Here is a 14,080-nt window from a genome sequence, read left to right on the forward strand (position 1 = left end):
GTGTGCAGCCTACTTAGTGCAAACCGCACACGGGACCGCGGGTGCAGCGCGCACCCGGTCTTCCCTGCGCCCTCTCAATGAGAGGGCGGGAAGTTTTTGGCAAACCTCGGGCGCAATGCGTCGCGAGAACGCGGCCACACATTCAATTGTCGTCACCCGCGCATGCGGGTGACCCAGTATCCCAGAGACGCTGATGATAGAACCGAGAAGCCGCAGCGTACTGGATACCCCGCCTGCGCGGGGTATCACAGCGGTGTGGAGGCGCGCCGCCGCGGTGCAGAATCCGCCTGTCCCGCCGTAGCCCAACGGGCGAAGGCGGATTGTCTTACCCGCCCCTTTGCTTTAATCCCCCACCCCATTGATCGCCTCGAAACGGAGACCTCGTGTCAGACCACCCCCTACGCATCGGCACGCGCAAGAGCGTGATGGCGCTGGCGCAGACGGATGAGGTCGCGCGGCTGCTGCGCGCGGCCAATCCGGGGCTGAACGTCGAGATCATCAAATTCGAAACCCGCGGCGATCAGGACCAGACCAGCAAGCTGCTGCGCCACGGTGGCAAGGGCGGCGCGTTCGTCGCCGAAATCCGTCAGGCCATGCGCGCCGGCGAATTGCAGGCCGCGATGCATTCGCTCAAGGACGTTCCCGGCAACGAGGAGACGCCCGGCCTCGTCATCGCGGCGACGCTGCCGCGCGATGCCGCCAATGATTCGCTGGTGCTGCGTCCGGGCCTGTCGCTGGAAACTTTCAGGGCCTCGCGCGGCAAGGGCTTCAAGATCGGCACCAACGCGGTGCGCCGCGCCGCCTATCTGCGCCGGCTGTTTCCCGAAGTCACCGTGATCCATTACCGCGGTGCCGCCGACACAAGGATTGCAAAACTCGATCGCGGCGACATGCAGCGGCTTCCCGACGGCGGCGAGGTCGGGCCGGCGGATGCGCTCGTGATGGCGCGGTCAGGCCTCGAACGCATCGGCATGACGTCGCGCATTGCCCATGATTTTTCGGTTCACGAAATGCTGCCGTCGGTCGGCCAGGGCATCGTCGCCGTCGAATGCGTCGAGAAAGACTGGGTCACGCGCGGGTATCTGGCCGGCATCGAGGACCTGTCCTCGCGGCTTTGCGCCGAGGCCGAGCGCGAGGTGTTGTGGGTGCTGAACGGCCATTGCAACTCGCCGATCGCAGGTCACGCGACCATTTCAGGCAACGACATGACGCTCACGGCCGCGGTGCTGGACGAAACCGGTTCGCGCTTCATCGAGGCGTCGCGGACGGCGGCGGCGGACCGCCCCCGCGAACTCGGCCGCGCCGTTGGCCTGGAATTGCTCGACAAGGGTGCCGCCGAAATCATCGCGCGCAACCGGCCGGACGAGCATTAGAAACGACCGGCTATTGGCGCGCGACGTCGCTCCATTCCGGGCAGGTGCGCTGATCGACCGGCACCAGCCACGCCTTGTAGTTGGTCTTGTCGATCACTTCGGCCGGCAGCATCACCTTCTCCGGCAGCGGTTCGCGCTTGAGATGACGCACCGCCGCCCGCGTTGCGGTGCAGCCGATCTTGAACATGTTGAAGTCGACGCTTGCGAGCATCCCGCCGGATTCGATCTGCTTCACGGCCGGCAGAATGCCGTTGATGCCGATCACAACAGCGGTCCGGCTGGCGCTCTTGAGCGCATCGAGCACGCCGAGCGCCATGCTGTCATTGGCCGACAGCACCGCGTCGATCTGCTTGTGCTCGGCCAGCAGCTTCTCCATTCCGCGCCTGGCGTCGGGCGTCTGATAGTTGCCCACTGCCGAGCCCAGCACCTCGATGCCGGGGAATTCGCCGAAGGCGCGCTGATAACCGCGCAGCCGCTCGCGGTTGGTCGGGGCGGCCGGCGTGCCCTCGATGACGACGATCTTGCCCTTGCCGCCGAGATGCTCGAACAGATAGCGCGCCTCGCGATAGCCGATCTCGAAATCGTCGGCACCGACATAGGTCACAAAACTGCCCGGCAGCGGATTGGAGACCAGCACCACCGGAATCTTGGCCTCGTTGAGCTGCTTCACCGAAGGGACCATCGCGACGTCGTCGACCGGAATGAAGATGATCGCGTCCGGCTTGTCCTTGATGACCTGCTCCACCATCGCCTTCTGCTCGTCGACATTGTCAGGTTGCTTCGGCACGAAGTGCACGACCCTTGCGCCGGTGCTCCGCGCGATCTGGTCGGCGGCAATGCGGAAGGCCTCATAGGCCGGGTTGGTCGAATTCTTGGTGAACACGGCGATCGTCATCTGGTTGTCGGCCGCGCCTGCATGGTGCGCGAACAGGGCCGCTGCGCCGGCTATCGCCGTCGTCATCAAACGTCGCATCATTGCCTCCGTCGGTTACAGCCACAGAATCTTCTTCCGGTACTCAAGATCAGTCAGCAGCGGCGCGGCCGGTCCCTGATGGAACACCGCGCCGCGCTCCAGCGCGAAGACGCGGTCGGCCAGCGCCAGCACCAGATCGAGATTGTGCTCGACGATCACAATCGAGGTGTGGCGCCGCAACTGGTCGAACACCCTGAACAGTTCGAGGATCACGGTCGGCGCCAGCCCTTCGAAGGGCTCGTCGAGCAGCAGCAGCTTGACGTTGCCCGACATCGCGCGCGCCACCGCCACCATCTGCTGCTCGCCGCCGGAGAGATAGTCCGCCGCAACGTCCATGCGTTCGGCCAGCCGCGGGAAATACTGCAGGATCTGCGCTTCGTCCCACACCACGCCGTTGCTGCCGTCGGTCTTGCGTGCCAGGCGTCCGAGCGAGAGATTTTCGCGCACGGTCATGCCCGCGAACAGCCCGCGGCCCTGCGGCACATAACCGATGCCCATGCGGGCAATATCGGGAGCCGGCAAACGGGCGATATCGGTGCCGGCATATTCGATCGTGCCCGACGACAGCGGCACCAATCCGGCGAGCGTCTTGAGCAGCGTCGACTTGCCGGCGCCGTTGCGGCCGAGCAGGGCGACGATCTCGCCTTCGCGCACGTCGAGCGAGGCGTCGTGCAGGATGTGGCTCTTGCCGTAGAAGGTGTTGACGCCTTCGAAACGCAGAACCTGCGCCGCGCTCTCCCTGGCTTCGTCGGTGCGGCTGTGCTCCACTTCGGGAACGCCGGTGCCGGTATAGATTTCCTGCACCCGGCGGTCGGCACGCACCGCGCTGGGCGGACCGGTCATCAGCACTTCGCCCTGGTTCATCACGGTGACGGAGTGCGAGAAGCCGAGCACGCGGTCGATATCGTGCTCGACGATCAGCACGGGGATATTGGCGGCGACGTTCTTGACGAGATTCGAAATGCGTTCCCGCTCGGCGGCGGCAAGGCCGGCCAGCGGCTCGTCGAGCAGCAGCACCTGCGGCTTCGAGCCGAGCGCGATGCCGAGATCGACCAGCCGCTGCCCGCCATAGGACAGTTCGCCGCCTTCGATGGTCTCGATGCCCTCGAGGCCGAGGAACTTGATCAGCTCAGCGGTCTCGGCGTGGATGCTCTCATAGCTGTCGATGTCGCGCCAGAAATTGAAGCGCATGTCGCTTTGCGCCTGCAGCGACAGCCGCAGATTCTCGTAGATCGACAGGCCCTTGAACAGATTGGTGATCTGAAACGAGCGCGCCAGGCCCTGATGGCAGATCAGGTCGGACGGCACGCCCTGGATCTCGCGGCCATTGAGCTTGATGGTACCCTTGTCGGTCGGAAACAGCCCCGAGACCAGATTGAACAGCGTGGTCTTGCCGGCGCCGTTCGGGCCGATCAGCGCATGGATTTCACCGGCGCCGACCGTCAGACTCGCATTGTGGACGGCGCGGATGCCGCCGAAGCTCCTGGAAACGCCATTCACTTCCAGCACGGTGCCGGTGAGCCCCTTCGGCATCAGGAAGGCCGGCAGCGGCAGGCCGTCATAGATCTTGCGCCGGCTCATCGCGGCGGATTCCTCCGGCGCGGGCCACCAGCGTTTGCTGAGGCGCGCCCAGATGCCGACCAGCCCGTCCGGCGAGAACAGCACGAAGGCGACGAAGATCAGCCCGAACCACAGCAGCCAGTCGGATGTCCAGATCGAAAACAATTCGCGGAACAGAATAAAGAACAATGCGCCGAGCGCCGGTCCCAGCATGCTGCGCATGCCGCCGATCACGACGATCGCGAGCAGTTCGCCGGAGAACGGCACCGACACCGCCTCTGCCGAGACAAGGTAGTTCTGGAATCCGATCAGCCCGCCGGCAAAGCCTGTCACCACCGCGGAGATCACGAAGACGCCGAGCTTGTAGCGCTCGACCGGATAGCCCTGGAAGGTGGCGCGCAACTGGTTCTCGCGGATCGCCACCAGCACATGGCCGAACGGCGAGCGCGCCAGCCGCAGCAGCAGGTAGAGCACGCCGAGGCTGAGCACGGCGACCACGATGTAATAATTGAGCGCGTTGTCGAGATCGAAGGCGCCGATGCTGCCGCGCTTCAGGCCGCCGAGGCCATCTTCGCCGCCGGTGACCTTGGTCCAGCGGAAGGCGGTGGTGTAGGCGAGCGCCGCCAGCGCCAGCGTCAGCAGCGAGAAGTAGACGCCGCGCCGCCGCAGGATGACGATACCGACGGCCGCGGAGGCGACCGCCACCACGATCAGCGACAGCAGCAACGGCAGCCAGATCGAGCCGGGGAACCAGTTGAGCTGGATCAGCCCCGCCGCATAGGCGCCGATGCCGAACCAGGTGCCGTGGCCGAACGAGACCAGGCCGGTGTAGCCGACGCAGAGATTGAGCCCCATGGTCGCGATCGCCAGCGCCACCACCATGGTCCCGGTGTTGTGCGACAGGCCGAGCGCCTGCATGCCGAACGGCAGCGCGATCAGTGCAAGGCCCGCCAGCAGCAGCGGCCGGTATTTCGAGGCAGGCGACAGCTTCATTCGAATTTCTCGATACGCTCGCCCAACAGCCCGCGCGGCCGCACCAGCAGCACCACGAACATCAGGACATACATTGACGCCTCGCCGGCGGCGGGCTCGAAATGGATGGTGATGCCGCGCACCACGCCGACCAAAAGGGCCGCGATCACCACACCCCAGAAACTGCCGAGGCCGCCGATCACGACGACGACGAAGGCGACCGTGATGATGTCGGCGCCCATCGCCGGCTGCACGATCGTGATCGGCGCGAAGAACGCGCCGGCAAGCGCCGCCATGCCGACGCCGAGCATCACGATCGCGGTCATGTATGGCTGCAGCCGGATGCCGAGCGCGGCGACCATGTCCGGTCGCTGGATGCCGGCCCGCACCACGCGGCCAAAGGAAGTCTTGTGCAGCAGCAGCCATACGGCGACCAGCACCCCGATCACGACGGCGAGAATGAGGAGGCGGTATCGCGAAAACAGGAAGTCGCCGAGGAACACCGAGCCGCGCAGCGCGGGCGGGATCGCCGCCGAAATAGGCGGCGCCCCCCAGATGATGCGGATCGCCTGTTCGGCCACCATCGCAAGCCCGAACGTCACCAGCAGGCTCAGGATCGGATCAGCGGTGTAAAAACGGCGGAGGATGTAACGCTCGAACAGGATGCCCAGCATGGCCACCGCAATCGGCGACAGCACGACGGCGGAGCCGAAGCCGAGATATTTGGTGATCTCGACGGAGACGTAGGCGCCCAGCGCGAAGAACGCGCCATGCGCCAGATTGACGACGCCGCCGACGCTGAAGATCAGCGACAGCCCGAGCGCGATCAGGAGATAATAGCCCCCGAGCACGAGGCCATTCACCACCTGTTCCAGCAAGAACGCGAATTGCATGTGGTTGCCCTAGACAAAAACGGCGCCGGCTTTTCAGTGCCGGCGCCGCTGACGCCAACGAAGCTAACGCGTGAAGCGTCAGGCCTTCATCTCGCAGGGATTCTGCGTCTTGGTCGGATAGATCTTCTCCAGCGGCTCTGCCGCCACCGGCACGGCGTCACCCAGCGCGAGCATGTCCCACTTGTCCTTCATCTCGGCTTTCGGCTTGACGGTGAATGGATAGGCTTCCTGCACCAGCTGATGGTCCCAGGAGCGGAAATAGCCCTTGCGCGCCTTCATGATGTCGAACTCGGTCTGCTTTTCGAAATGCGCGATCAGCGCGTCGCTCTCGGTCGATTTGATCTCGTTGATCGCCTGCGCCAGCAGCTTGAGCGTGACGTATTCGATCCAGGCGTGGTTCTCCGGCGGCTTGCCGTATTTTTGGGTGAAGGCGGCGACAAAGGCCTTGGAGGCCGGGTTGTCGAGCGTGTGATACCAGACGGTCGGCCAGGTGCCGCTGAGATTGCCTTCGCCGGCGGCCCAGGCGTCGCCGGTGTTGAGGTTGAAGCCGACCAGCGGATAGGGGAAGCCGAACTCGGCATATTGCTTCACGAGGTTGGTAACCTGGTTGCCCGCGAGGTTGCAGCACACTACGTCCGGCTTGGCTTGCCGCACCTTCAGCAGATAGGGGCTGAAATCGGTGACGTCGGTCGCGATCAGTTCGTCGCCGGCCAGCGTGGCGCCGTTGGCGTCGAAGAAGGTTTTTGCGGCCTTCAGCAGATCGTGGCCGAAAATGTAGTCCGCGGTCAGCGTGAAGAATTTCTTGCCCTTCACCATGCCCTTTTGATTGAGCGCGGTGCCGACGGCATTGACCATCACGGTGTTCGGAATGTCGCAGTGGAACGAGTAGCGGTTGCAGTTCTTGCCGCGCAGCGCGTCGGAGCGCGCGCCGGTCGAGAAGAAAACCTTCTTGTTGCGCTCGGCGACCTGCATGATGGTCAGCGAGGAGGCCGAGGAGATTTCGCCGAGCAGCACCACGGCGCCATCCTGCTCGATCATGCGCTGGGCCTTGGTGGAAGCGGTCGCGGGATTGACCGAGTCTTCCGAAATCAGGTCGATCTGCTTGCCCAGGATGCCGCCGGATTGATTGATCTCTTCCGCGGCGAGCTTGACGCCGAGCTGGGCGTAGCTGCCGATCGCGCCGAGAAAACCGGTCAGCGGCACGAGATGCCCGATCTTGATCCGGGTTGCCTGGGCGCGAACGATTGCTGGAAATCCCAGAGCGGAAGCGCCGGCAAGCGCGGCGCCTGTCTTCAACAAAGTACGTCGGCTGTAGCTGGTCATGGCTGGTCTCCTCCCTGGGGGCGCGTCACGACGTCCTGCCTCCGATCCTCGCTATGCGAGGATGTGAGAGACGTTCTTTTATTATTGGATGATAATTCCGGACACAGCCGCGCCTGTCAACGCCAAATGCGTCGCAGATTCGCTTCAGGCGATTTTGGGAGAGGCGTTAGGAGGACTTCGCGGTGTCGCGGGCGCCGAACTCGGCGGACAACCGGGCGGCGGCGGTTTGCACCAGTTTGGCGCGGCTTTTCAGTACCTGGTCGGACATCCGCCAGATCGGGCCGGAAATGCCGAGCGCCCCGATCACGTCGCCGGTAAAATTGTAGACCGGCACCGCAATGCAGCGCACTTCCGCGTTGTACTCGCCGTCGTCGATCGCGATTGCGCTGCGCCGGATTTCCGCAATTTCGCGCAGCAGCACGGCAGGATCGGTGATCGACTTGCCGGTCGAAGGCTTCAATTCGACACGTTCGAGGAACCGCTTCAACTGGTCGGGGCGCAGCGAGGCCAGAATGATCTTGCCGAGCGCGGTGCAGTGCGCCGGCCGCACCACGCCGACCCGGTCGGTGAGCTGGAACGCGCCGGAGCCGCTGGTGCGGGCAATAACCACGACGGAATCGCCCATGCGGACCGCAAAATGCCCGCTCTCGCCGGTTTCCCGCGAGAGATCTTCCAGCACGGGTGTCGCGAGATTGACCATCTCGATTTCATCGAGCGCGCTGGCGGCGAGCGCGAACAACGGCCGGCCGACGCGATAGCGCTTGGAATCCCGCTCCTGCCGCATGTAGCCCAGCGTCACCAGGGTCTTGGCAAGATGGAACGTGGTGGAATTATGCAGGCCGACAAGCTTGCTCAGTTCAGCGAGGCTGATGCCCTCGCGGTGGCGCGCGACTTCCTCCAGGATCGAAAACGCACGCCCGAGCGATTGCACGCCGCCGCGCTGACGCTCCTCGGCGTCGTCGTCGATGTTGGGCGCGTTCGATTGCACCAGCCGGGCGACCGCCGTCTTGCGTGGCGTGGCGGGCTTCTCGCTCGTCTTCGGCTTGGTTCGCGATTTCACGGATGGGTCTCCAGGAGGGCATGGCCGAATTCTATCAGGCTGCCCTCGTCAATGAATAGCACGATGCTCCGCTGCGGGCCTCTCCATCTATATACCACAATAGCAATTGACGTACAGTATTATGAGAAATAGGGTCCGCCCCTGTCGGCCGCGCAGACTAAGACGCGGCGTCCAGGTTTGTTGAGCAGGGAGAGAGTGATCCGATGGCGCGCAATATGCTCAACGGGGCCCAGGTCATCGTCGACTATTTGATCCAGGAGAAGGTGCCGCAGGTGTTCGGCCTGTGCGGCCACGGAAATATCCAGTTCATCGATGCGTTGTATGAGCGTTCCGACGACATCAAGACCATCTCGGTCCACCATGAGAGCGTCGCCGGGTTCATGGCCGACGTTTATTACCGGGTGTCAGGACGGCCGACCGCGACCTTCACCTCCTGCGGGCCGGGCTCGGCCAATCTGCCGATCTCGCTCGGCAATGCGTTCCTGGATTCGGTGCCGTTCATGGCGGTGACCGGCAATGTGCCGACCAGCCAGTTCAACCGCGGCGCGTTTCAGGAATTGTATCGGCACTATCAGGCCGACTTTCCCTCCACGGTGCGCTCCTACTGCAAGAAGGTGTTCCAGCCGACGCGGGGTGAGATGGTGCCGCTCGCGGTTCGGCAAGCCTGGAAGACGATGATGTCGGGACGTCCGGGGCCTGTCGTGCTGGATGTTCCCTTCGACGTGTTCATGGAGTCGGCCGCCGAAGAGGCGCCGAACGCGCAGGCCTGGAACGCCAACATCTCCAGCCGCTGCGGCGCCGATCCCGAGGGCGTGGTGAAGGCGGTCGATATGCTGCTCGGTGCCGAGCGGCCGGTGATGATCGTCGGGCAGGGCGTCCGCTATGGCGGCGCGGCCGAGGAATTGCTCAAGCTCGCCGAGCGTCTTCAGATTCCGGTGGCGGCATCGGCCAGCGGCCTTGGCGCGATCGATTGCAACCATCCGCTGGCGCTGGGCCTCGTCGCACGTGCCGGTCATTACCAGGCCAACCACGCGACGCGCCAGGCCGACGTGCTGCTGGCGATGGGGATGCGGTTCGACGATCGCACCTCGAGTTCCTGGATTCCCGGTTACTCCTTCACCATTCCGCCGACGCGGCTGATCCATGTCGACATCGACCCCGAGGAGATCGGCCGCAACTATCCGGTCGCGCTCGGGCTGATGGCCGACGTGCGGACGTTCCTGCGGCAGGTTCATGCCGAACTCGACCGCCGCGCCGATCTGACCAGGAAGGCCGACAGCCGCAAAAAATGGCTGGCGCAGATCGATACCTATCGCCAGGAATGGGATAAGTTCGTCGCACCCGGATTTTCCGACGACACCATGCCGATCAACCCGCAGCGTGCGGCGCTCGAGATCGACAAGGCGCTGCCGGAGAATGCGATCCTGGTCAGCGACATCGGCGTGCACCACAACTGGCTGCTGAGTTTTTGCAAGCCGAAGCGGCCGGACTCGCTGATCGGCTCGATGGGTTTTGGCCCGATGGGCTTTGGTGTCGCCGGCGTGATGGGGGCGAAATTCGCAGCCCCCGACCGGCCCTGCGTATCCGTGTGCGGCGATGGCGCCTTCTTCATGCACGCCAACGTGCTGGGAACGGCGGTCGAATATAATCTGCCCGTGGTCTGGGTGGTCTGGAACAATTACGCCTATGCCTCGATCCGCGGGTTGCAGCGCGGTTATCTCGGTGGCCGCGAACTGGCGACCGACTTCCACGATCCCGTGACCGGCCAGCGCTATAATCCGGATTTTGCCGCGATGGCGCGCTCCTGCGGCGTCGAGGGCGTGCGGGTAGATCGCGCCGGCGATATCGGCGAGGCCATCCGCAAGGGCATCGCCGCCAACAAGCCCTATCTGATCGACGTCGATATCGCCGCCGATATCAATCCCACGGGCGCCGGCGTCTGGGAATTGCCCGGCCTTGGCCAAAGCAAGGCGGGTATCGGCACCCGCTATCAGCCCGTCTGATTTGAGCTGAGGAGAGCACATGTTGCTTGCAGGCAAGAAAGTCGTCGTCGTCGGTGGTTCCTCCGGCATCGGTCTTTCGACCGCGGAAATGGCCAAGCGCGAGGGCGCCGACGTGATTGTTTCGTCCCGGAATGTCGAGCGCCTCGACAAGGTGGCGGAAAAGCTGAACGCGATCGCGATCCCGGCCGACGTCACCAGCGACGAAAGCATCGCTAAGCTGTTTCGCGCCTGCGGTCCGGTCGATCATGTCGTGGTCACGGCAGCTCAGCTTCGCACCGGTCCGTTCAAAACGGTCGCGATGGACGACGTGCGGTCCACGATGGAAAGCAAGTTCTGGGGCGCATGGCGGGTGGCGCGATCGGCAGAGATTCGCCCCGGCGGATCACTGACATTGGTCTCAGGTTTCCTCAGCGTTCGCCCACGGCCGAATTCGGCCATCGTCAGTGCGGCCAATGGCGCGCTCGAATCGTTGGCAAAAGCGCTGGCGCTCGAACTGGCACCGGTGCGCGTCAACGCCGTCTCGCCCGGCGTGATCGATACACCGATCCGCGCCGCGATGCCGGAGGAGGCGCGCCGTGATATGCTCGCCAAGACCGCCGCGGCGTTGCCGGTCGGCCGGGTCGGGATCGGCGACGATATCGCGCGGCAAATCCTGTCGTTCATGGCGAACGGCTTTGCGACGGGATCGATCGTCTATATCGACGGCGGCGCGCTGGTGATCTGATCGTCGCGGTAACTGAGGAGCACCATATGGCTTCAGAGGATCACGGCGCTTTCATCCGCAATATCGCCGAAGTGCCCTGGCGCGAATTCCCCAATCATTTTGGCGGCGCACTGTCGAAACCGCTTGTCATGCCGGAGACGGCGGGCTCGCGTCATATCGACTACCGGATTTCGATGTATCAGCCGATGGCCCATGTCGCGCGGCACAAGCACAGGATTCAGGAACAGATCTATCACGTGCTCGAGGGCGAGGGGTTGATGGAAATTGCCGGCAAGAACCACATCGTGCGCAAGCACGATTTTATTTTCCTGCCGCCCGGAGTGGAACACGCCATCTCGAATTCCGGCCTGGTCGATCTGGTGTTCCTCGTCATCACATCACCGGTGACGGATGACGAGAAGCCGGTGTGACACGACGGCGACATTACGCCGCAAGATCGAGCAGCAGACACGATGAGCCTCTAATCAGCACCTTGCGTCCGTTTGACGTGAGGATCGGCGCATCGCCGTTGATCGTAACGAGTCCAAGCGCAATCAGGCCTTGAATTGTGAATCGATTCATCCGCTGTGGCCGGGATGTGGCGTTGCGCAAGTTCTTCAACACTTCCCACTGGTCGGGCGTCAGATCGTAGTCGACTTCGTCGTTCATGGCGTCCAAAGACTCCTCGCATTCTCAAGGCGCGTGATAGCCGCCGCTCATGAAATTCATGCGACCACAACGAGTCAGGATTTGGACGTGCAATGATGCGCCGTCACATCATCGTGTCATTGGAAACCTTCAACTGTTCCGAATCGTGACGTGCTGCACTGCGTCAATGCGCCATAATCCTTAACCGCGCCGCACGCTGGCGCCGCCGTCGACCGGTAACGTCACGCCGGTGATGAAACTTGCTTCGTCGGAGGCAAGGAACAGCGCGGCATTGGCGACGTCCCAGCCGGTGCCCATCTTCTGGCGCAGCGGAACCTTGCTGTCGCGCTCGGCTTCGACCTCGGCGCGGGTCTTCTTGAATTCGCGCGCGCGGGTATCCACCGCCATCGGCGTGTTCATCAGCCCGGGCAAGATCACGTTGGCGCGAATGCCGTATTGCGCGTTCTGGTAGGCGAGCTGTTCGGTAAAGGCGATCATCGCCGACTTGGTCGCCTTGTAGGCCACATACGGATAAGTGGTGATCGCGGCCATCGAGGAGATGTTGATGATGCTTCCGCTCTGTTGCTGGCGCATGATCGGGATCACATGCTTGGCGGCGAGAATGCAGCTCTTCAGATTGATCGCGACGCAACGGTCGAACGCCTCCTCGGTGATATCGAGCAGTTCGGCGTCGCCGCCGGACAGGCTGACGCCGACATTGTTGTGCAGGATATCGACACGTCCCCACCGTCCATGCGCATCCGCCACCATCGCCTTGATGTCTGCATTCCTGGTGACGTCGGCCTTGAAGGCGATCGCCGTGCCCTGTTTGGGCGCGATCAGGTCGACGGTCTCCTGCGCCGATTCGAGATGGTGATCGACGCACAGCACCCTGGCGCCCTCGCGTGCGAAGGTGAGCGCGGTGGCGCGGCCGTTGCCGATACCCTCGCCGGGGCTCTGGCCGGCGCCGACGACGATGGCGACACGATCTTTCAGGCGCATTTCATTCCACTCCCGGGATCGGGTACTGTTGCAGTACCTCTTTGTAATAGGGCTCGTTGTCCATCTTCATCGTGGCCAGCACGCGGACCACGGCGCAGTAGAACGCGATGGTGACCACGAGATCGGTCATGTGCTCGTCGGAGAGGTCTTGCTTGATCTCGGCGAAGGTCGCATCCGACATCGCAAGCTCGCGCACCATCTCGCGGGCGCCGCGCAGGATCGCTTTGGCTGATGGTTCGAGGTTCGAGGGTTTTCCGTCGGTCTCGGCCATCATCGCCTTGATGTCGTCATCGGTGACGCCGAACTCCTTGCCGATCTTGACGTGATGGGTGAATTCGTATTCCGACTTCTCCATCCAGCCGACCTGCAGGATCGCAAGTTCGCGCAAGCGCGGGTCGAGCTTGCTCTTGTGTCGGATGTAACCGCCGAGGCCGGAGAAGGCGCGCGCCATGTCAGGCGAGTTGACCAGCAGCTTGTGCAAATTGGTGTTGCGCTTGAGCATGTCGCGATATTCAGGGGCGACCTGGTCGGCCTCGAGATAGGGCAGGCGGGCCATTTTATTGTTTTCCTTATTGGCAAGTTCGTCCGGCCGCGTCGGACGCGGCCGCGTTAGGTCGGCTCAGCCGTAAAGAGCTTTATGCTCGCTCTCGTATTTGGCGTAGGAATCCTTGATGCTCGCGAGATTGAGCAGCATGGTGGCGACGGGCTTGTCGTCGGTGGCGAACACTGTGGTGCGCACCCACATGCTCTCGGTCCGGCGGCTGCCGCTCAGCGCCACGACCTCGCGTTCGGTGACGTAATTCTCGCCGGCGAATAACGGCCCGCGCAGCAACCGTATTTCCTGATCCGCGAACAGCCCGACCGCGGGGCCTCGCACCGGCAACCGATCCTCACGCGCGCGGTATTGAAACAACACGCTCAGCATCTCCATGGGGATAATGGCCCGGCCCCAGGGATTGAATTCCCGAGAATAATACGCCGAAGGTTCGGTGATGACCTTCAGCTTCTCGGCCAGCGAAAACGGATAGAGATCGCCCATGTTCTGGTCGAAATCCATTTTCACAGGTATCCGGCCGGTCTTCATGCCGACCTTGAGGTCGGCGAGAATCACGGGATCGGCGAGGGGCTTGAGTTCGCCGAGTCGCCGGTGAAGTGCGGTTTCCGTCCCATCGCCGCCGACCGAGGCGGTGCCGCGCAAAATCTCGGTGCCGTCGCGTTTGGTCATGCCGATGGCGCAAACGGTCTGGCCTGGCTTCGGCTTCTCGATATTGGCCTGGACTTCCTCGCCCTCGAAGGCTGGGTTGCGATAATGCGCCGAGAGACAGCCGGTCTCGAACCAGGCCTGGCCCCAGATCCGTTCGCACAACGGCGCGAACTGGCTGAAATGGGTCGGGCCTTCGATGGTGCCACCCTGAAAGCCAAGCTTTTGCGCTGTCGCATCGTCGTGGATCGAGGCGTGCGAATCGTAGACCTGCGCCTGCAGCATCTGCTTTGGGCTCCGCCACGGCCCGACCAGCACATCGCCGCTCTCCAGTACCTCGGTCGTGAATGCAGCTTCTGTCATCTCTTG

General features: G+C 63.3%; 13 protein-coding genes. 4 read left to right on the forward strand and 9 right to left on the reverse strand.

Going from position 1 to position 14,080, the window contains the following annotated elements:
- The first annotated feature begins 383 nt into the window (after window positions 1-383).
- Window positions 384-1,373: a hydroxymethylbilane synthase gene (gene hemC, locus JQ574_RS32095; RefSeq protein WP_212214223.1), complete on the forward strand. Its 990-nt coding sequence runs from the start codon at window positions 384-386 to the stop codon at window positions 1,371-1,373.
- A gap of 10 nt (window positions 1,374-1,383) precedes the next feature.
- Here the strand turns inward: hemC and JQ574_RS32100 are convergent, their stop codons facing one another.
- The 5 genes from JQ574_RS32100 to JQ574_RS32120 form a co-directional block, all read right to left on the reverse strand.
- On the reverse strand, window positions 1,384-2,334 hold the full coding sequence (locus JQ574_RS32100) for a sugar ABC transporter substrate-binding protein (protein WP_212214221.1): 951 nt from the start codon (window positions 2,332-2,334) through the stop codon (window positions 1,384-1,386).
- Window positions 2,335-2,361: 27 nt separating this feature from the next.
- On the reverse strand, window positions 2,362-4,899 hold the full coding sequence (locus JQ574_RS32105) for a branched-chain amino acid ABC transporter ATP-binding protein/permease (protein ID WP_212214219.1): 2,538 nt from the start codon (window positions 4,897-4,899) through the stop codon (window positions 2,362-2,364).
- Complete coding sequence (locus tag JQ574_RS32110) at window positions 4,896-5,771, reverse strand: branched-chain amino acid ABC transporter permease (RefSeq protein WP_192735166.1); 876 nt, start codon at window positions 5,769-5,771, stop codon at window positions 4,896-4,898. Before JQ574_RS32110 ends, JQ574_RS32105 begins: the two co-directional genes overlap by 4 nt.
- A gap of 78 nt (window positions 5,772-5,849) precedes the next feature.
- The gene (locus JQ574_RS32115) at window positions 5,850-7,094 is read right to left on the reverse strand and encodes an ABC transporter substrate-binding protein (RefSeq protein WP_212214217.1); all 1,245 of its coding nucleotides are present in this window, start codon (window positions 7,092-7,094) and stop codon (window positions 5,850-5,852) included.
- Between the two features lie 166 nt (window positions 7,095-7,260).
- Complete coding sequence (locus JQ574_RS32120; RefSeq protein WP_212214214.1) at window positions 7,261-8,154, reverse strand: IclR family transcriptional regulator; 894 nt, start codon at window positions 8,152-8,154, stop codon at window positions 7,261-7,263.
- A 203-nt stretch (window positions 8,155-8,357) separates the two neighbouring features.
- On the opposite strand from JQ574_RS32120, the gene JQ574_RS32125 reads away from it, so the two are divergent.
- From JQ574_RS32125 to JQ574_RS32135, 3 genes are read left to right on the forward strand one after another with little or no spacing between them, the layout of a single operon-like run.
- Entirely contained in the window at window positions 8,358-10,157 is a 1,800-nt protein-coding gene (locus tag JQ574_RS32125) for a thiamine pyrophosphate-binding protein (protein WP_212214211.1), read from the forward strand.
- 19 nt (window positions 10,158-10,176) lie between these two features.
- Window positions 10,177-10,881 (forward strand): SDR family oxidoreductase, encoded by a 705-nt coding sequence (locus tag JQ574_RS32130; RefSeq protein WP_212214209.1) that lies wholly within the window; start codon window positions 10,177-10,179, stop codon window positions 10,879-10,881.
- A gap of 26 nt (window positions 10,882-10,907) precedes the next feature.
- Window positions 10,908-11,291, forward strand: coding sequence for a cupin domain-containing protein (locus JQ574_RS32135; protein ID WP_212214207.1), 384 nt, complete (start codon window positions 10,908-10,910; stop codon window positions 11,289-11,291).
- Between the two features lie 13 nt (window positions 11,292-11,304).
- Here JQ574_RS32135 and JQ574_RS32140 read toward each other — a convergent pair whose 3' ends face one another.
- The 4 genes from JQ574_RS32140 to JQ574_RS32155 form a co-directional block, all read right to left on the reverse strand.
- Complete coding sequence (locus JQ574_RS32140) at window positions 11,305-11,529, reverse strand: hypothetical protein (protein WP_212214203.1); 225 nt, start codon at window positions 11,527-11,529, stop codon at window positions 11,305-11,307.
- 180 nt (window positions 11,530-11,709) lie between these two features.
- A complete protein-coding gene (locus JQ574_RS32145; protein ID WP_212214200.1) occupies window positions 11,710-12,510 on the reverse strand; it encodes an SDR family NAD(P)-dependent oxidoreductase in 801 nt (266 codons plus the stop codon).
- A 1-nt stretch (window position 12,511) separates the two neighbouring features.
- Window positions 12,512-13,066: a carboxymuconolactone decarboxylase family protein gene (locus JQ574_RS32150; protein ID WP_212214197.1), complete on the reverse strand. Its 555-nt coding sequence runs from the start codon at window positions 13,064-13,066 to the stop codon at window positions 12,512-12,514.
- Window positions 13,067-13,129: 63 nt separating this feature from the next.
- Window positions 13,130-14,074: a hypothetical protein gene (locus JQ574_RS32155; protein ID WP_212214194.1), complete on the reverse strand. Its 945-nt coding sequence runs from the start codon at window positions 14,072-14,074 to the stop codon at window positions 13,130-13,132.
- Window positions 14,075-14,080: the final 6 nt, after the last annotated feature.

This window comes from Bradyrhizobium sp. AUGA SZCCT0158 (assembly GCF_018130065.1).
Taxonomy (GTDB): domain Bacteria; phylum Pseudomonadota; class Alphaproteobacteria; order Rhizobiales; family Xanthobacteraceae; genus Bradyrhizobium.

Coding starts and splice junctions, on each gene's coding strand:
- JQ574_RS32150 (WP_212214197.1), bottom strand. CDS start 13,066: ATGGCCCGCCTGCCCTATCTCGAGGCCGACCAGGTCGCCCCTGAATAT.
- JQ574_RS32130 (WP_212214209.1), top strand. CDS start 10,177: ATGTTGCTTGCAGGCAAGAAAGTCGTCGTCGTCGGTGGTTCCTCCGGC.
- JQ574_RS32135 (WP_212214207.1), top strand. CDS start 10,908: ATGGCTTCAGAGGATCACGGCGCTTTCATCCGCAATATCGCCGAAGTG.
- JQ574_RS32110 (WP_192735166.1), bottom strand. CDS start 5,771: ATGCAATTCGCGTTCTTGCTGGAACAGGTGGTGAATGGCCTCGTGCTC.
- JQ574_RS32100 (WP_212214221.1), bottom strand. CDS start 2,334: ATGACGACGGCGATAGCCGGCGCAGCGGCCCTGTTCGCGCACCATGCA.
- JQ574_RS32115 (WP_212214217.1), bottom strand. CDS start 7,094: ATGACCAGCTACAGCCGACGTACTTTGTTGAAGACAGGCGCCGCGCTT.
- JQ574_RS32140 (WP_212214203.1), bottom strand. CDS start 11,529: ATGAACGACGAAGTCGACTACGATCTGACGCCCGACCAGTGGGAAGTG.
- JQ574_RS32155 (WP_212214194.1), bottom strand. CDS start 14,074: ATGACAGAAGCTGCATTCACGACCGAGGTACTGGAGAGCGGCGATGTG.
- JQ574_RS32105 (WP_212214219.1), bottom strand. CDS start 4,899: ATGAAGCTGTCGCCTGCCTCGAAATACCGGCCGCTGCTGCTGGCGGGC.
- JQ574_RS32145 (WP_212214200.1), bottom strand. CDS start 12,510: ATGCGCCTGAAAGATCGTGTCGCCATCGTCGTCGGCGCCGGCCAGAGC.
- JQ574_RS32125 (WP_212214211.1), top strand. CDS start 8,358: ATGGCGCGCAATATGCTCAACGGGGCCCAGGTCATCGTCGACTATTTG.